19 protein-coding genes are annotated in these 16,829 nt (G+C 70.4%); 8 read left to right on the top strand and 11 right to left on the bottom strand.

Features of this window, described 5'->3' with window-relative positions:
* Nucleotides 1-22 precede the first annotated feature (22 nt).
* A complete protein-coding gene (gene dnaG, locus QQX04_RS05935) occupies nt 23-2,023 on the bottom strand; it encodes a DNA primase (RefSeq protein WP_301127187.1) in 2,001 nt (666 codons plus the stop codon).
* Between the two features lie 117 nt (nt 2,024-2,140).
* Between dnaG and QQX04_RS05930 the strand changes: the two genes are divergently transcribed.
* The 3 genes from QQX04_RS05930 to QQX04_RS05920 are packed head-to-tail and all read left to right on the top strand — an operon-like array spanning nt 2,141 to nt 3,416.
* Nucleotides 2,141-2,593: a DUF6941 family protein gene (locus QQX04_RS05930; protein WP_301127186.1), complete on the top strand. Its 453-nt coding sequence runs from the start codon at nt 2,141-2,143 to the stop codon at nt 2,591-2,593.
* Nucleotides 2,593-3,012, top strand: coding sequence for a hypothetical protein (locus QQX04_RS05925; RefSeq protein ID WP_301127184.1), 420 nt, complete (start codon nt 2,593-2,595; stop codon nt 3,010-3,012). The genes QQX04_RS05930 and QQX04_RS05925 overlap by 1 nt, the downstream gene beginning before the upstream one ends.
* Nucleotides 3,009-3,416 (top strand): hypothetical protein, encoded by a 408-nt coding sequence (locus tag QQX04_RS05920; protein WP_301127182.1) that lies wholly within the window; start codon nt 3,009-3,011, stop codon nt 3,414-3,416. The genes QQX04_RS05925 and QQX04_RS05920 overlap by 4 nt, the downstream gene beginning before the upstream one ends.
* A 6-nt stretch (nt 3,417-3,422) precedes the next feature.
* Here QQX04_RS05920 and QQX04_RS05915 read toward each other — a convergent pair whose 3' ends face one another.
* From QQX04_RS05915 to QQX04_RS05895, 5 genes are read right to left on the bottom strand one after another with little or no spacing between them, the layout of a single operon-like run.
* The gene (locus tag QQX04_RS05915; protein WP_301127181.1) at nt 3,423-4,706 is read right to left on the bottom strand and encodes a deoxyguanosinetriphosphate triphosphohydrolase; all 1,284 of its coding nucleotides are present in this window, start codon (nt 4,704-4,706) and stop codon (nt 3,423-3,425) included.
* Entirely contained in the window at nt 4,703-5,176 is a 474-nt protein-coding gene (locus QQX04_RS05910; RefSeq protein WP_301127179.1) for a hypothetical protein, read from the bottom strand. Before QQX04_RS05910 ends, QQX04_RS05915 begins: the two co-directional genes overlap by 4 nt.
* A 59-nt stretch (nt 5,177-5,235) precedes the next feature.
* A complete protein-coding gene (gene dusB / locus QQX04_RS05905) occupies nt 5,236-6,411 on the bottom strand; it encodes a tRNA dihydrouridine synthase DusB (RefSeq protein ID WP_301127178.1) in 1,176 nt (391 codons plus the stop codon).
* Entirely contained in the window at nt 6,408-7,664 is a 1,257-nt protein-coding gene (locus QQX04_RS05900) for a YibE/F family protein (RefSeq protein ID WP_301127176.1), read from the bottom strand. Before QQX04_RS05900 ends, dusB begins: the two co-directional genes overlap by 4 nt.
* A gap of 4 nt (nt 7,665-7,668) precedes the next feature.
* A complete protein-coding gene (locus tag QQX04_RS05895) occupies nt 7,669-9,054 on the bottom strand; it encodes a glycine--tRNA ligase (protein WP_301127175.1) in 1,386 nt (461 codons plus the stop codon).
* 177 nt (nt 9,055-9,231) lie between these two features.
* Here QQX04_RS05895 and QQX04_RS05890 point away from each other — a divergent pair, with 177 nt between their 5' ends.
* The 5 genes from QQX04_RS05890 to QQX04_RS05870 are packed head-to-tail and all read left to right on the top strand — an operon-like array spanning nt 9,232 to nt 12,778.
* Nucleotides 9,232-10,197, top strand: a complete 966-nt coding sequence (locus tag QQX04_RS05890) for a metal ABC transporter substrate-binding protein (protein WP_301127173.1) — start codon at nt 9,232-9,234, stop codon at nt 10,195-10,197.
* Entirely contained in the window at nt 10,190-11,017 is an 828-nt protein-coding gene (locus tag QQX04_RS05885) for a metal ABC transporter ATP-binding protein (protein ID WP_301127171.1), read from the top strand. Before QQX04_RS05890 ends, QQX04_RS05885 begins: the two co-directional genes overlap by 8 nt.
* Nucleotides 11,014-11,853: a metal ABC transporter permease gene (locus QQX04_RS05880; protein WP_301127170.1), complete on the top strand. Its 840-nt coding sequence runs from the start codon at nt 11,014-11,016 to the stop codon at nt 11,851-11,853. Before QQX04_RS05885 ends, QQX04_RS05880 begins: the two co-directional genes overlap by 4 nt.
* Complete coding sequence (locus tag QQX04_RS05875) at nt 11,850-12,266, top strand: Fur family transcriptional regulator (protein WP_301127168.1); 417 nt, start codon at nt 11,850-11,852, stop codon at nt 12,264-12,266. Before QQX04_RS05880 ends, QQX04_RS05875 begins: the two co-directional genes overlap by 4 nt.
* Nucleotides 12,266-12,778, top strand: coding sequence for a DedA family protein (locus tag QQX04_RS05870; protein WP_301127166.1), 513 nt, complete (start codon nt 12,266-12,268; stop codon nt 12,776-12,778). Before QQX04_RS05875 ends, QQX04_RS05870 begins: the two co-directional genes overlap by 1 nt.
* On the opposite strand, the gene QQX04_RS05865 is transcribed toward QQX04_RS05870, so the two are convergent.
* Genes QQX04_RS05865 through phnC form a run of 5 tightly spaced genes read right to left on the bottom strand, consistent with a single transcriptional unit; the run spans nt 12,732 to nt 16,828 of the window.
* Nucleotides 12,732-13,490: an isoprenyl transferase gene (locus QQX04_RS05865; RefSeq protein WP_301127164.1), complete on the bottom strand. Its 759-nt coding sequence runs from the start codon at nt 13,488-13,490 to the stop codon at nt 12,732-12,734. The genes QQX04_RS05870 and QQX04_RS05865 overlap by 47 nt on opposite strands.
* A 27-nt stretch (nt 13,491-13,517) precedes the next feature.
* Nucleotides 13,518-14,375 (bottom strand): MurR/RpiR family transcriptional regulator, encoded by an 858-nt coding sequence (locus tag QQX04_RS05860; RefSeq protein WP_301127163.1) that lies wholly within the window; start codon nt 14,373-14,375, stop codon nt 13,518-13,520.
* A complete protein-coding gene (phnE, locus tag QQX04_RS05855; RefSeq protein ID WP_301127161.1) occupies nt 14,353-15,201 on the bottom strand; it encodes a phosphonate ABC transporter, permease protein PhnE in 849 nt (282 codons plus the stop codon). The genes QQX04_RS05860 and phnE (QQX04_RS05855) overlap by 23 nt, the downstream gene beginning before the upstream one ends.
* Nucleotides 15,198-16,004, bottom strand: coding sequence for a phosphonate ABC transporter, permease protein PhnE (gene phnE, locus QQX04_RS05850; RefSeq protein WP_301127159.1), 807 nt, complete (start codon nt 16,002-16,004; stop codon nt 15,198-15,200). Before phnE (QQX04_RS05850) ends, phnE (QQX04_RS05855) begins: the two co-directional genes overlap by 4 nt.
* A complete protein-coding gene (gene phnC / locus QQX04_RS05845) occupies nt 16,001-16,828 on the bottom strand; it encodes a phosphonate ABC transporter ATP-binding protein (protein WP_301127157.1) in 828 nt (275 codons plus the stop codon). The genes phnE (QQX04_RS05850) and phnC overlap by 4 nt, the downstream gene beginning before the upstream one ends.
* Nucleotide 16,829: the final 1 nt, after the last annotated feature.

Genomic DNA, 16,829 nt, shown 5'->3' with positions numbered 1-16,829 from the left:
GACACGGCGAGGCGCCGGGCCATCACTCTCCGCGCAGCGCGCGGCGCTGGCTCTCGAGCGCGAGCAGCCGGGCGAACGCCTCCTGTGCTGCGTCGCTGCCCTCCCCCGCCCGCTGCATCGCGCCGCGGGTCTCGGCGATGCGTCGCGTGAGCGCGAAATCGAGCAGCCGCGCGAGCACGGAGGCCGCGTAGGGGCCGTCGTCGCCGCCTTCGTGCGGCAGCGGGGTGACGGCCAGCTCGGAGATCGTGGGGGCGAGCTCGGGTCCTGCCTGCTCGACGACGGCATCGACCCAGTCGGCCGACGGCGTGGGGCCGCCCGCCGCCATCATCGCCTCGAACACGGCGCGGTACTGGGGGACGGTGAAGGCATCGGGCGCCAGCTCGCGGTGCACGCGCGCCGCCGTCGAATCGCGCGTGATCGCGCCCGCCAGCTGCAGCAGGACGCCGAGCGACAGCGCCTCCTGCCGCACCACGGGGTCCCGGCGGGACGGGCGCGCGGGTCCGGCGACCACCTGCATGACCGCGCCGGTCTCGGGGTCGATCGGCGGCGGACCGTCGTCGTAGGGCTCCTGGGGGGACTGGCCTCCCCCGCCCTGCGCCGTCGGGCGGCCCTGCTGCGGCGCTCCTTGACGCGTCTGCTGGTGCGGCCGCGAGACCTGCTGGCGGCCCGCCCCCGAACGCGCGGCGGCGGAGACGGCATCGCGCACCGGCTGCACGTCCATGCCCAGCCAGCCGGCGAGCCTGCGCGCGTACTCGGGCTGCAGGACACGGTCGCGGATGCCTGCCACGACGGGCGCAGCAGCCCTCAGCGCGGCGACCCGACCCTCGATGGTGTTCAGGTCGTGCGTCGCCAGGGTCGTCTTCAGCACGAACTCGAACAGCGGCACGCGCGACTCCATGAGCGCACGCACCGCCTCGTCGCCCCGATGCTGGCGGATCTCGCAGGGGTCCTGCCCGTCGGCGTCCACCGCGACGAACGTCTGCGCGAGGAACTGCTGGTCGAGCGAGAACGCCTTGAGCGCAGCGTTCTGGCCCGCCTCGTCCCCGTCGAACGTGAAGATCACCTTGGAGCCGGTCGAGCCGATCTTGAGCTGGGCGCCGCCCGTGTCCCCCATGAGGCGCCGGACCACCTTCACGTGGTCCTCGCCGAAGGCGGTGCCGCAGGTGGCGACGGCGTTGGTGACGCCCGCGAGATGGCACGCCATCACGTCGGTGTAGCCCTCGACGACCACGACGGTCCGCTCGGAGCGGATCGTGCCCTTCGCGAGGTCAAGGCCGTAGAGCACCTGCGCCTTCTTGTAGAGCGGGGTCTCCGGCGTGTTGAGGTACTTGGGGCCCTGGTCATCCTCGTAGAGCCGGCGCGCGCCGAACCCGATCACCTCGCCGGTGACGTCGCGGATGGGCCACACCAGGCGACCCCTGAACCTGTCATAGACGCCGCGCGACCCTTCGGACACGAGGCCGGACGTCCTCAGCTCCGCGTCGGTGAAGCCGTTCCGACGCAGGTGGTCGGTGAGCGCCTGCCATCCCTGGGGCGCATAGCCGACGCCGAACTGCGCCGCCGCCTCCCGGCCGAAACCGCGCTCCATCAGGAAGTCGCGCCCGGTCTTCGCCTCGGGCGTCGCGAGCTGCGCCACGAAGAACTCCGCAGCCACACGATGGGCGTCCAGCAGCCGCTTGCGCTGGCCCGCAGTGCCCTCCTTGCGGGGCGCCGCGCCCTGCTCGTAGCGCAGGGTGACGCCCGCACGCTCCGCCAGGTACTCGACCGCGTCGACGAACGTGAGCCCGTCCATCCGCATCACGAACTCGATGACGTCGCCGCCCTCGCCGCAGCCGAAGCAATGCCAGCGGCCGGCCTGCGGCCGCACATGGAACGACGGGCTGCGCTCGTCATGGAAGGGGCACAGGCCTTTGAGCGAGCCGACGCCGGCGGGCTTGAGCGCCACATGCTGGCCGACGATGTCCTCCAGGGGGGCGCGCTCACGGACAGCCGCGATGTCTTCCCTGTTGATTGTGCCCGCCACGGCTTCACGATACCGGCGCGCGGCCGGTATGACCGTCACGGCACCGGGAGCCAACTGTCCGCAGCCGCGCCGGACGTGGGTAGGCTGGTCTGCGGTCAACGACGAAAGGACTTCCCCGTGCGCGTCAACTCCTTCCTGTGCGACTCCGCCGAGGTGGTGCAGGGCAAGATCTACGCCCTGGGCGCCGGCTGGAACGCCATCAACGTCCGCAGCTTCCCTGCGGTGCACCGCCGCCTCACGCTCGCTGCCACCGTGCACGTCCCCTTCACTGCGACGGGCACCGCCCACCGGTTCGAGGTCAAGCTCCTCACCGAGGACGGCAAGGACCACCCCATCGGCCTGCGCATGGGCGAGGACGGCAAGCCTGTGCCGGTGTTCGGCGTCGGCGGCGAGTTCACGCTCGGCCGCCCCGCTCACCTGGTCGACGGCGACGAGCAGGTCGCCCCCTTCGCCTTCCCGTTCGACGGCCTCCGCTTCAACGAGGCCGGCATGTTCTCCTGGCTGATCACGATCGACGGCGAGGAGGCTGCCCGCCTTCCCATGCGCGTGCAGCAGGCCCCGCAGGCCTGATGGACTTCTACGCGGTCATCGCCTACCCGGCGGTGCTGATCGTGTCGGGCGCGCTCGTCGTCGTCGGGCTCGCGGTCCTCATCTCGGGTCGAGGGCACAGGCTGCTCAAGGCGGTGGTCACGGCCGCATGGATCGCCACGGCGGTCCACCTGATCACCGTCGTCGTCGCGCTGCTGAGCGGGAACGATGCCGGAGTCGTCCTCACGCTCGGCTACCTGCTCGCCTCCGTGGCGCTCCTGCCCCTGCTGGGAATCGGACGCCTGGGCGAGCCGCCCGCACCGGGTGAGACGGTCGACCCCGATCGACCGGTGCTGCGCCCTGACCAGATCATGCGCCTGGACGCCATCGCGGCGATCATCATCGGCATCGCGATCGCCGTGGTCGCCTGGCGCGTCGCCGTGATCATGGGGGCCGCGTGAGCGACGAGCGCCGGGTCGTGAACCCGGTCGCCCGCATCTCGCTGATCGCCGTGTATGCGGTGCTGTGCCTCGCCGCCACCGGACGGTCCGTCTACCAGATCTCCACCAAGTTCTCCGAGGCCCCGCTCCCGTACGCGATCTCCGCGGTCTCCGCGGTGCTGTACGGAGTCATCGCTCTCGCGCTGTGGCGAGGCTGGCGCCGCACCGCCGTCATCGGCTCGGCCGTCGAGCTGGCGGGCGTGCTGCTCGTGGGAACGCTCGGCTACGTCGAGTCCTCGTGGTGGCCCGACGAGACGGTGTGGACCGGATTCGGCTCCGCCTACGGCTGGGTGCCGCTCGTGCTCCCGATCCTCGCGCTTGTCGCGCTTCTGCGGGCGCGCCGTGTGGAGGCCGACGCGCGCTGACGCGGCTCAGGCGTCGCCGCGGTGGCGTCGGGGGCTCACCACGAGCCTGTGGTGCCAGTCGTACGCCGACTTGTCGGTGAGCGACGCCACCTGGTCCACCGCGGCTCTCAACCGGCCGGCGTCGTCCGAGGCCGCGAGATAGTCAGCGGCGAACTGCGGCTCGAAGGCTTCGGGCCCCCGGTCGGCGAGCGCCGCGACGAGCTGCTTGAGCACGCGCCGCTGCTTCGCGTACGAGGGCGACGCCTCACGCGGGGCCATGAGGAAGTGCACGGCGATCCCCTTGAGCAGGACGATCTCAGCATGCGTCTCCTGCGGGAGCACCAGGCTCGCGTTGTAGCGCGTCAAGGGCCCCTCGCCGTGGACGGCCCGCGTCGCCGCGATCGTGTCGGTGCACATGCGACCGATGAGCTGGCTGGTCATGTCCTTGAGCGCGGCGAGCGCCTTGCGCGATCCGTCGTACTCGTCGGCCCACCACCCGAAGGTGCGGAGCCGCTCGAGAGCCTGCAGCAGCCCCTCCTCGTCCTCCCAGCCGTACCAGTCACGTGCGCGCGCGGCGACGTCGCGCGCAGTCCCCGGGTCCTGCAGCACCGACAGCGAGACGCCCTTGTGCACCACGGAGTCCTCGACGTCGTGCACCGAGTAGGAGATGTCGTCGGCGAGGTCCATGACCTGCGCCTCGAAGCTGGGCTGACGCTCCGGCGCGTCGGCGCGCAGCCAGTCGTAGACCGCCCGATCGTCCTCGTAGACGTTGAACTTGCGGATCGGGCGCCCGTGGGCGTCCAGCTTGAGCTCCTGCTCGCCCCACGGGTACTTCACGGTCGCGTCCAGCACGGCGCGCGTGAGGTTGAGTCCGATGCTCTCCCCCGTCTCCGGGTGGACCGTCTTGGGCTCGAGCCTGGTGAGGACCCGCAGGGTCTGCGCGTTGCCCTCGAAGCCCCCGACGTGCCGCACGGCCTCGTCGAGCGCGCGCTCGCCATTGTGTCCGAACGGCGGGTGGCCCAGGTCGTGGGCCAGGCAGGCCGCGTCGACCACATCGGGATCGCATCCGAGCGCCTTGCCCAGCTCGCGACCCACCTGGGCCACCTCGAGCGAATGGGTCAGCCTGGTGCGGACGAAATCGCCGCTGCCTGCGCCGAGGATCTGCGTCTTCGCGCCGAGCCTGCGGAGGGCGCTCGAGTGGACGATCCTGGCGCGGTCGCGGGCGAACGACGTGCGGTTCGCCGTCTTCGCGGGCTCAGGTACCAGCCGTTCCTTGTCGGACTCGGTATAGCCCGCGCTCACATCGCTCACGTACCGATGCTATCGTCGCGCCAGCTCTCGACCTCCGCGAGCACCGCTGAGAGGGTGGGCCCGAGCCCGGAGCGGACGAGCATGCCCGCCCCGTCGGCGTCGGTCGTCTGGCCCGCGAAGCCTGGGATCCGCTCGAGGAATCCGAGCAGGATCACCGAGCGCAGCTGATCCGACGCCTCGTGATAGCCGGCGTCCAGGATCGACAGGAGCTGAAGCGTCCTGCCGTCGGGACCCGTCGTGCGGAACGTCTCCAGAAGCCACGCGGTGACGTCCTCCATGAGCAGGATCGGCAGCATCTCGCCCTCCGCCACGCGCAGGTGCTCCGCGAGCACCTCGCGCAGCGGCGGCATCACGTACGCGATGTGGCCGAAGAACGCCACGATCTCCGCGTACTCGGGCAGCGCCTCGGGCTCATGCTGGCCGAGCTCGCCGTCCACAGGGAAGCGCTTGGCGCCGTCGGGGTGGTCCATGGGACCCCAACCTAGCGGCACTCGGGCGCGCGACGGCGAACGTGACGTGCCGGTGTGGATCAGCCGCCCGATACCGAGAGCTCGGCCTCGCGCAGCTTGAGCTCCAGGTCCGGGGTGATGTCCTGGGTGTCGAGCCATCCCTCGGGGCACGCGGGCTGCCGGGGGCTTCCCTGTCGACCCCGCGCGCCCTCGGCGTCAGCCCCCGGGTACGGCAGATCAAGATCCATCGAGTCCAGGTGGGACCGGAGCTCGCCAAGCGTCTCGACGAGCCCGAGAGAGCGTCGGACGTCGCCGCCTACCGGATATCCCTTGAGGTACCAGGCCATGTGCTTGCGGATCTCACGCATCGCCTTTCCCTCGTCACCACCGAAGGTGTCGACCATGAGCTCACCGTGACGGTAGATCGTGTCGGCCACGACCCGGAGACCGGGGCGCACCCGATCCTCGCGGCCCTCGAAGGCCGCCTGCAGGTCTGCGAACAGCCACGGGCGGCCCATGCAGCCGCGACCGACGACCACGCCGTCGCAGCCCGTCTCCTCGACCATGCGCACGGCGTCCTCGGCGGCCCAGATGTCGCCGTTGCCAAGCACCGGGATCGTCTTGATCGCGTCCTTGAGGCGCGAGATGGCGCTCCAGTCGGCGGTGCCCGAGTAGTAGTCGGCAGCGGTGCGGGCGTGAAGCCCCACGGCGGCGACGCCCTCCTTCTCGGCGGTGCGGGCGGCTTCAAGATAGGTGAGGTGGTCCTCGTCGACACCCTTGCGCATCTTCACGGTCACAGGGATGTCCTTGCGCGAGGCCTCGCGGACCGCTGCGCGAACGATGTCCCTGAACAGGTCCCGCTTCCAGGGGAGCACCGCTCCCCCGCCCTTGCGAGTCACCTTGGGCACCGGGCAGCCGAAGTTCATGTCGATGTGGTCGGCACGGTCCTCGTCCACGATCATCTTGACCGCCGCTCCGATGGTCGCGGGATCCACGCCGTAGACCTGCACTGAGCGCGGAGTCTCGTCAGGCTCGTGGTGGATGATCCTGAGGCTCTCAGGGGTTCGCTCGACGAGGGCACGCGAGGTCACCATCTCGGCCACGTAGAGGCCGCCGCCGTGCTCTCGGCACAGGCGTCGGAAGGCCGCGTTGGTCACACCCGCCATGGGCGCGAGGATCACGGGGGTGTCGACCTCGAGCGGCCCGAGGCGCAGCGGAGGCAGCAGGCGCTGTGCGGTGGTGGGGCTGGACGTCATGTCTCCATTGTCCCTGACGTCCCACCGTGCCTGCGCGCGTCCCCCTCCTCGGCGTCCGGGGCGCCATCGAGATCAACCGACTCGGACCCGTCTGCGTCCTCGTCCGCCTTCTCCACCATCGGCTCCACGACCGCGTCCTTGCCGACCACTGCCGCACCGATCGCGGTGGTGAGCGGGACCGCGAGCACCAGGCCGATCGAGCTGACGAGCGTGCGCACGACCTCCTCCGCGATGTCCGCGCTCGTCAGCGTCCTGCCGACGCTCTGGTCGTACAGGCTCACGAACAGGATCGTCGGTAGCGCGGCCCCCACATAGGCGAAGGCGATCGTGTAGACGGTCGACGCGATGTGGTCGCGGCCGATCCGCATGGTGCGGCGGAACAGCTCGAGCCGGCTCATGTCCGGGCGGGCCCGGCGCAGCTCCCACAGCGCGGAGGCCTGGGTGATCGTCACATCGTTCAGCACCCCCAGTCCGGCAAGGATGATGCCGCACAGCACCAGCCCCGACAGAGAGACCCCTCGCGTCCAGAACTCGAGGTGCACGCCCTCCTCGCTCCAGATGCCCGTGAGCTTCGAGGCGTCGACGGCCCACCAGGCGAGCAGCGCGGTGATCGAGAGACCGGCCAGGGTGCCCAGATAGGCGGTCGTGGTGCGCGCATTCACCCCGTGCGCCAGGTAGAGCAGCACGAACAGCGCCCCCGACCCGGTCACGAGGCCGATGATCAACGGGTCGCCGCCGGACAGCAGCGCCGGCGTCGTGAAGAAGATGATGATCCCGAATGCGGCGACGAGCCCCAGAAGCGCGCCGAGACCGCGCCAGCGCGCGATCGCGACCACGAGCAGCGCGTAGACGACGAAGAGCAGCAGCACGGGCGAACCGCGCTCGAAGTCGGAGAAGACGAGCTCGCCCTCGGGAAGCTCGAGCGCGCGCACGACATCGCCCACCTCGACCACGAGGGTCGGGTCGCCGGTCTCGAGGAGGGTCACCTCGCCCGCGTCCTCCTCGCCCTGGATGACGGCGCCGTAGGTGCCATCGGCGCGCTCGGAGGTCACCTCGGCGGTCACCCAGCGCGAGCTCGGATCGACGGTCGGCTCGGATCCGAGCATGTCCCAGCTCGAGGGCCAGACGACCATCGCGCCGACGATGGTGAGGAACAGGACCGCGGCGACGCACGAGCCGAGCACGATCGACGCGCGCTCGCTCGCGCGGGGCGCCGGCCCGTCGAGCTCGACGTGGGTGTGGCCGGCGCCCATAGGCTCAGGCGCCGAGCAGCTTGGGTGCGAGGTACTCCGCGACCTTGTCGAGGGAGACGCGCTCCTGCTGCATGGTGTCGCGGTCGCGGATGGTCACCGCCTGGTCGTCCTTCGTGTCGAAGTCGACGGTGATGCAGAACGGCGTGCCGACCTCGTCCTGGCGGCGGTAGCGCTTGCCGATGGACTGGGTGACGTCGAGCTCGACGTTCCAGTGGGCACGCAGCTCGTCCGCCAGCTTCTTGGCGGTGGGCACGAGCTCCTCGGACTTGGACAGCGGGAGCACCGCGGCCTTGACGGGCGCGAGGCGACGGTCCAGGCGCAGGACGGTGCGGGTCTCGGTGCCGCCCTTGGCGGTCGGGACCTCCTCCTCCTCGTAGGCCTCGACGAGGAACGCCATGAGGCTGCGGGAGAGTCCGGCGGCGGGCTCGATGACGTACGGGGTGAAGCGCTCGTTCGTGGCGGGATCCAGGTAGCTGAGGTCCTTGCCGGAGTGCTCGGAGTGCGTCTTGAGGTCGAAGTCCGTACGGTTCGCGATGCCCTCGAGCTCGCCCCACTCGGAGCCCTGGAAGCCGAAGCGGTACTCGATGTCCACGGTGCGCTTGGAGTAGTGCGAGAGCTTCTCCTGCGGGTGCTCGAACAGGCGCAGGTTGTCGGCAGCGATGCCGAGGTCGGTGTACCAGGCGTGACGCGTGTCGATCCAGGTCTGGTGCCACTCCTCGTCGGTGCCGGGCACCACGAAGAACTCCATCTCCATCTGCTCGAACTCGCGGGTGCGGAAGATGAAGTTTCCCGGCGTGATCTCGTTGCGGAACGACTTGCCGACCTGGGCGATGCCGAACGGGGGCTTCACGCGCGAGGCGCGCATGACGTTCTCGAAGTTCACGAAGATGCCCTGCGCGGTCTCGGGGCGCAGGTAGTGGAGGCCCGAGTCGTCGGACGCGGCGCCCAGGTAGGTGCGGAGCAGTCCGTTGAACATCTTGGGCTCGGTGAACTGGCCGCGCGTGCCGCAGTTGGCGCACGCGATCTCGGCGAGTCCGCCCTCGGGAGCGCGGCCCTTCTTCTCCTCGAACTCCTCGAGGAGGTGGTCCTCGCGGTAGCGCTTGTGGCAGCTGAGGCACTCGACCAGCGGGTCGACGAACGCCTTGATGTGACCCGATGCCTCCCACACCTGCGGGGCCAGGATCACGGAGGAGTCGAGGCCGACGATGTCGTCGCGGCTGGTAACCATCGCACGCCACCACTGGCGCTTGATGTTCTCCTTGAGCTCGACTCCCAGGGGTCCGTAGTCCCACGCCGAGCGGGTACCGCCGTAGATCTCGCTGCAGGGGAAGACGAACCCGCGACGCTTCGCGAGCGAGATGACGTTGTCGAGACGGCTTGGTGCGGCCACGTGAGGCTCCTCAGAGGGTCGGGAAGTGCTCGAGTCAGTCTATAAGCGCGCGCACCTTGCCCGTGCCCGGCGAAGGCTCGCGCTCGGCACTGCGATCGTGCTTCTCGCGGTCCAGCGGCGGCGAGCCGTCACTCACCGCAATTGACAATGATTCTCATTATGACTAACTTTGTCGGCATGCGAACGAAGACCTTCACCCTCGCCGCGCTTGCCGGTGCCGGCGCGCTGACCCTCGCGGCATGCTCGACCGACGCCGCCGACGGCACCTCCTCCGACGACGCCGCACTGAGCGTGGCGGCGTCCTTCTACCCCCTGGAGTTCGTCGCGAGCGCGGTCGGCGGCGACCTCATCTCGATCGTCTCTCTCACCCCGCCGGGCGTCGAGGCGCACGACGTCGAACTGTCCCCCTCGACCGTCCGCGAGCTTGGCAACGCCGATCTCGCCCTCTACCTGTCGGACTTCCAGCCCGCGGTCGACGACGCGATCGACACGACGGGTGTCGACTCGCTCGACGCAGCGAGCACCGTCGCGCTCCACGAGGCCGATGAGCGCTCGGAGGGCGAGACCGAGGAGGAGCACGCCGAGCACGCCGACGAGGACGAGCACTCGGAGGACGAGCATGACCACGGCTCCTCCGACCCGCACTTCTGGCTCGACCCCACGCTCCTCGCTGACTTCGGCGACGCCGTCGGCGAGGCCTTCGCGACCGCCGACCCGGCCAACGCCGACACCTACACCGCCAACGCCGCGACCCTTCGCAGCGAGCTCGAGGCGCTCGACACCTCGTTCAACGACGGCCTCGCCCAGTGCGAGCGCGACACGATCGTCACCAGCCACGAAGCCTTCGGCTACCTCGCTGACGCCTACGGCCTCCACCAGGAAGGCATCGCCGGGCTCGACCCCGAGAGCGAGCCGTCGCCCGCGCGAATCCTCGAGATCCAGGACATCATCGCCGAGACGGGCGCCACCACCATCTTCACGGAGTCCGCGGTGAGCAGCTCCGTCGCCGAGGCGCTCGCCTCCGACACCGGCGTCGACACCGCAGTGCTCGACCCGGTCGAGAACGTGGCCGACGGAGACGACTACATTGCTGTCATGACCCGAAACCTCTCAGCCCTTCAGGCTGCGCTCGGCTGTGCCTGAGCCGACAGCCCCACGCGACGTCCCGCCCTCGCTCGTCGAGGCGCGGGACGTCCGCGTCTCCCTGCAAGGCACCGAGATCCTCCACGGCGTCTCGCTCAGCGCGGCGCATGGAGAGGTCGTCGCGCTCATGGGCGGCAACGGCTCCGGAAAGTCCACCTTCGTGCGCACGCTCGTCGGAGCGATCCCCGCATCGGCCGGCGCCATCGAGCTCTTCGGCGCTCCCGCCACCGCGCAGGCGCGCGCCCGGCTCGGCTACGTGCCTCAGAGGCTCACCGCCTCTGGAGGCGTCGCCGCCACCGCGCTCGAGGTCGTGATGTCCGGACTGCTCGGCAGCCGGGGCGACAGTGCCGGAGTCGCGGGCAGGATCCGCGGCCTCGTCCCGCCGCGCGACCGCAAGGAACGCGCGCTCAAGGCCCTCGAGTCCGTCGGCATCCCCGACCTCGCCACGCGCGACTGCGCACGCATGTCGGGTGGCCAGCAGCAGCGCGTGCTCATCGCCCGCGCGCTCGTGCGCGATCCCGAGCTGCTGTTCCTCGACGAGCCGATGGCAGGAGTGGACCTCGAATCGCAGGTGCAGTTCGCGCACACGATCGGCCACCTCAAGGAGCACGGCGTCGGCGTCGTCATCGTGCTCCACGAGATCGGACCGCTTGCCCGCCTGATCGACCGCGCCGTCGTGCTCGAGCAGGGCTGCGTCACGTACGACGGCCCGCCGCCCAAGGACCTGGGCGTGCACGCGCTCCCCGGCCACGACCACGAACACCCGCACGAGGACCCGCCGCCTCCGGATGGTGGCGCGCTCGGATTGGAGGGGCCATGATCAGCCTGCTCTCCGAACCGCTCATCCAGCGGATGCTGCTCGTCGGCCTGCTCGTCGGACTCGCCGCTCCCGTGATGGGCACCTACCTGGTCCAGCGCAGGATGGCGCTGCTGGGCGACGGCATCGGTCACGTGGCCCTCGCCGGTGTCGCTGCCGGCTGGCTCGCAGGATCCGCCGCCGGATTCGCGCAGCAGGACGCCCTTGCCATCCCAGGCGCCGTGGTCTTCGCGATCGCGGGCGCCGTGATCATCGAGCGCATGCGTGCGCGAGGCACGGGTGCCGACGTCGTCATGGCGATCCTCTTCTACGGCGGAATCGCGTCAGGTGTGCTGCTGATCGGCTTCGCCGGCGGCTCCAACGCGAACCTGCTCGGCTACCTGTTCGGGTCGATCTCCACGGTCACCTGGATGGACGTCTGGATGAGCGTGGGGCTCGCGGCGCTGATCCTGATCGTCGGTCTCGGACTGCGGTCGGCGCTCTTCGCCGTCACGCACGACCAGGAGTTCGCGCGGTCGACGGGTCTGCCGGTCGAGCTGCTCAACATGGTCGTCGCCGTGCTCGCCGCCATCACGATCACCGTCGCGATGCGGGTGGTCGGCGTCCTGCTCGTCAGCGCGCTCATGATCGTGCCCGTCGCGATCGCGCAGCTGCTCACCCGGTCCTTCTCGCGGACGATGTACCTGGCGATGGGCCTTGGCGCCGCGCTCACCCTGACCGGCATCTGGATCACCGTGTTCCAGGACCTGCAGCCGGGATCGCTCATCGTCGTGCTCGGCGTGATCCTCTACGTGATCGTCGCCGCCGCCACCTCGTTCACCAGGAGGCCCCGCTCATGAACGACGCCACCGCTCCCCGACCCCGGATGACGAAGCAGCGCGCCGCCGTGCTTGACGCGCTCGACCAGGGAGGGTTCCGCTCCGCCCAGTCGTGGCACGACCTGCTGCGCCACGACGGCTCCAACATCGGCCTCGCGACCGTCTACCGCACGCTGCAGGCGCTGTCCGAGTCGGGGGACGTCGACTCCGTGGTGACCGAGGGCGGGGAGACGCTCTACCGGCGCTGCGAGACGCCCGAGGTGCACCACCACCACCTGCGCTGCCGAGTCTGCGGTGCCGCCGAGGACATCGACATCCCCGACCTCGAGGAGGTCTCCGCGCGCATCGGCGCCGAGCACGGCTTCATCGAGCTTGAGCACGTGGTGGAGCTGACCGGCGTGTGCAGCAGCTGCGCGGCGAAGGCGCAGCACTGATGGCAGGTGTGCCGTCCTTCATCTCGGACGGGCCGTGGCTGGGCCTGTTCGCGTTCCTGTTCTGCGTGGTCCTGCTGCGCGCGCAGGGCACCTACTGGGCCGGTCGCTGGGTGCGCCGCGGAGCCGAGGCAACCGCCCACGACGAGGTGCACGGCCGACGCGCGCGGTTCGCGCAGCACCTGTCCGGCCCGTCGTGGGAACGCGCGCAAGGCTTCCTCGATCGGTGGGGCTTCGTCGGAGTGCCCCTGTCCTTCCTGACCATCGGCTTCCAGACGATGGTCAACGCGGCCGCGGGGTATACGCGGATGCGATGGGACCTCTACACGGTCGCGATGATCCCCGGCTGCATCGCCTGGGCGATCATCTACTCGCTGCTGGGCCTCAGCCTGCTCGATGCGTTCGCGCGCTCGCCGTGGCTCGGCGCGGGCATCCTCGTGGGCGTGGTCGCCCTCGCGTGGGGTCTGACTAGGCTGCGCCGAAGCGTCGGTTCCGACGCGCGTACTCCTCGATAGCCGCCCACAGGTGGGTGCGGTCCACATCGGGCCACAGCACGTCGCTGAACACGTACTCGGCGTAGGCGGCCTGCCACGGAAGGAAGTTGCTGGAGCGCTGCTCGCCGCTTGACCGCCAGAAGAGGTCCACGTCCGGCATGTCGGGCTCGTCGAGGTGCGCGGCGAGGGTCTTCTCCGTGACCTTCTCCGGGTCGAGCTGTCCCGCCGCGACCTTGCGCGCGATCTCTCGCGCGGCGTCGGCGATCTCCGCACGCCCCCCGTAGTTCACGCACATGGTGAGGGTGAGGACCTTGTTGTCCTGCGTCATCTCCTCGGCCTTCTCCAGCTCGGTGATGACCGACTTCCACAGCTTGGGCCTGCGCCCGGCCCAGCGGACCCTCACGCCCCACGAGTGCATCTCGTCGCGCCTGCGGCGGATGACATCGCGGTTGAAGCCCATGAGGAAGCGCACCTCCTCGGGACTGCGCTTCCAGTTCTCGGTGCTGAACGCGTAGGCGCTGATGTGCTCGACGCCCACCTCGATCGCACCGGCCACGACGTCCAGAAGGGAGGCCTCTCCCCTGGTGTGACCCTCCGTACGCGGAAGGCCGCGCTCCTTGGCCCAGCGTCCGTTGCCGTCCATGACGACGGCCACGTGCTTGGGAACCGCGCCCTTCGGAAGGTCGGGCGCGGTCGCACCGCCGGCGTGCGGGAAGGGCTTCGTCGGACTCACGCAGGCAAGCCTACTGGCGCGGCGCCGCTACTCGCGGAGGCTGTCGGAGACCGCCCCAAGGGTAGCCGCGCGAGCGTCGCGGGCGCGCGGACCCCGATGTGTCACGAGCGCCTCCACGAGGCCTTCGATCACGAGGGCCATGCCCGCCCGAGAGGTCTGGAGCAGCTCGTTCTGGAAGGACTGGCCCGCGGAAGGCACCACCAGCGAGAGAGTGGAGCGCTCCACGAGCGCGGAGCGAGAGAAGGCCGTGAGGCCCAACACGGTCGCCCCGCCCGCGAGCGCGGCCTCGACGGCGGCGAGCGTCGCGCGGCTGGCACCCGATCCGGAGATCGCGAGGAGCACGTCGCCCTCGCGCAGCTGGCCGGCCGCGATCTGCTGCGCCAACGCGTCGGGCATGTACTCCACGGGCCGGCCGGCGCTGGCGAGGCGTAGCGCGACGTCGTACCCCAGCGGCGCGGAGAGCCCGTTCGCGGTGACGACCACGCGACCTCCCTCGTCGAGCGCGGCCACGAACGCGTCGACGGACTCATGCGTGAGGCCCGACGCCGTCGCGGGCAGCGCCCGCCCGAAGCGGTCGAGCGCGGACTGGACCACGCCCAGGCTGCCGCCGACGCTCTCTGCCGCCACCGCGTCGGACGCGCCTTCCCTGGCGAGGGCCACGCGGAGCTGGGGATACCCGTCGTACCCGAGCGACTGGGCGGTGCGCACCACCGAGGCCCGGCCGACGCCCGCCGCCTCGGCGAGCTCCTGCGCGGTCATGTCGACGGCGCGCGCCACGTCGGCCGCGATGGCCTCGGCGACCCTCCGCTCGCTCGGCTGGAGCGACGGGGCGAGCGCCGCGATCCGTGCGGTGGGAGGCGCGTCAGGCGCTCCTGTCCAGGTCACGAGCCTTCGCCCCCTCCATGATCCGACGGCGGATCCGGCCGGACACTGCGTCGATGCTCATCGTGACGACGATCACCACGATGATGAGGACGCCCACGGTATCCCACTCCCGATACTGGGTGTAGCCGGTGAGCATGTCACCGATTCCGCCCACTCCGATGAGCCCCAGGATGGCCGACGTGCGCACGTTGATCTCGAACCTGTAGAGCCCGAGCGACATGAGCTCGGGAGAGGCTGCAGGCCACAGGCCCCAGCGCGCGACCTCGAGCACGTTGCCTCCACTCGCGCGCACCGCCTCAGAGGTTCCCTGCGGGACGGACTCGATGGTCTCGTAGGTCCACTTGGCGTGGGTGCCGATGCCGCCGATCGCGAGCGCGAGCGCCCCCGTGAACGGCGTGAGGCCGGTGACGGTCAGGATGATGATCGCGATCACCACCTCAGGCACGGCGCGGATCACGGCGAAGACCCACCTGAGCGGCAGGCGGACCCACAGCGGACCTACCCCCTGAGCGGCGGGGATGCCGAGCAGAGTCGACAGGACGACGCCCAGCAGCGCGCCCGTCCACGCCATCGCGACCGAGCGCCACGTCTGATAGAGCGCCTCGGGCAGCTTGGACCAGTCGGGGTCCGAGAACATGAGGCGCGTGTAGTGCGCCAGGTCCGACGGGAGGGAGGCGAGCTTGGACCATTCGATGCCGAGATCCCAGAACGCCGCGACGATCGCGACCGCGACGGCGGCCCACGCGAGCCGTACTGGCCAGGAGCGCGGCCGGACCGGGATCTGCAGCGCGCCGGTCGCGGCACGGGTGGTGGTGGTCGCCGTCATCGCAGCCTCTTCCTGAGGTAGTTCGAGGCGACCTCGATGAGGATCACCACCACGAGCAGCAGCAGGATGATCGTCGACAGCGCGTCGTAGCGGTAGAAGCCACGCACCTCGTCGATCAGTCGGCCGATGCCTCCCGCGCCCACGAGGCCGAGGATCGCGGAGACGCGCACGTTCAGCTCGAGCGAGTAGAGCACCTGGCTCGCGAAGGCGGGCCACGCCTGCGGCAGTGCCGTCACGCGGTTGATCTGGGTCTGCGTGCCGCCGGCTGCGCGTCCCGCTTCCATGTAGGAGGAGTCGGAGGAGTCGATCGCCTCGGACACGAGCTTGACGACGATGCCCAGGTCGAAGAGCACGAGCGTGATGATGCCGGGCAGCGCCCCGACTCCGACCATGGCGACGAGGATCGTGGCGTAGACCAGGTCGGGCACCGCGCGCACCACGTTGAGGACGAAGCGCACCGCCATGCGCAGCGGATTGCCGGGGTTCGTGGGGCGCGCCGCCCAGAGCGACAGCGGGATCGCGAGCGCCGCGGAGACCGCCGTACCGATCAGGGCCATCTCGAGCGTCTCGAGCATCGGCTCCCACGTGCGCGGCAGGATCGACCAGTCAGGCTGGAACAGCATCGCGATCCGCGACGCACCGTTGCCCCAGTTGCGGGCGATCGAGTCGAGGTCGATCTCGACGCCGCCGAGTGCGGGCGTGGTGGTCAGCACCGTCACGACGAGCACGGCGCCGGCGATCAGCGCGCGGCGCGGCCAGGTGCGCGGCCGTGGCGGGATGTCGAGCTGCGGCGCGGTCGTCATCGGTCCAGCCGGTCCTTCACCTGGATCGGACGCCCGTAGATCTCCTCGAAGTCGGCGTCGGTCGCGTCGGCGGCGGGGCCGTCGTAGACGAGCCGTCCTTCGCGCAGGCCGATCATGCGCGTCGTGTACTGGCGCGCGAGGTCCATGAGGTGCAGGTTGACCAGCACCGTGAGGCCGCGCTCCTGGTTGATGCGCTGCAGGTCCGCCATGACGGAGTGCGCGGTGGGCGGGTCGAGGCTCGCGACGGGTTCGTCGGCGAGCATCACTGCCGGCTCCTGGCTGAGCGCGCGGGCGATCGCGACGCGCTGCTTCTGACCACCGGACAGGGCGCCGCCCCGCTGCCACACCTTCTCCAGCATCCCGACCGAGTCGAGCGCACGCATCGCGATGTCACGGTCCGCGGGGCGTGCCGAGCCCAGGAGGGTGCGCCACGTGGGCGTGTGGGAGAAGCGGCCGACGAGCACGTTCTGGTAGACGCTCGCGCGATCGGCCAGGTTGAAGTGCTGGAAGATCATGCCGACGTGGCCGCGAAGCTGGCGCAGCTGACGACCCGACAGGCCCGTCACCGTGTGCGGGCCGACCGTCACCGTGCCGCTCGTGGCGGGCACCAGGCCGTTGATCGTCCGGATCATCGTCGACTTGCCGGAGCCCGAGAGTCCGACGACGGAGATCATCTCGCCCGGCTCGACGCGCAGGGAGACGTCCTTGAGCGCGACCACGCCGTTCGGATAGCGGACGGTCACCTGGTCGAGCGCGATGGGCCACGGCACGGAGGCCGAGGGCGTGGCGCCCTCGGCCTCCGGCTGCGTCGTGTGCTGACGCATG

The sequence above is a fragment of the Demequina zhanjiangensis genome (assembly GCF_030418315.1).
Taxonomy (GTDB): domain Bacteria; phylum Actinomycetota; class Actinomycetes; order Actinomycetales; family Demequinaceae; genus Demequina; species Demequina zhanjiangensis.
Note: the sequence above shows the minus strand (reverse complement) of the source record. Positions and strands in the feature narration are given on the sequence as shown.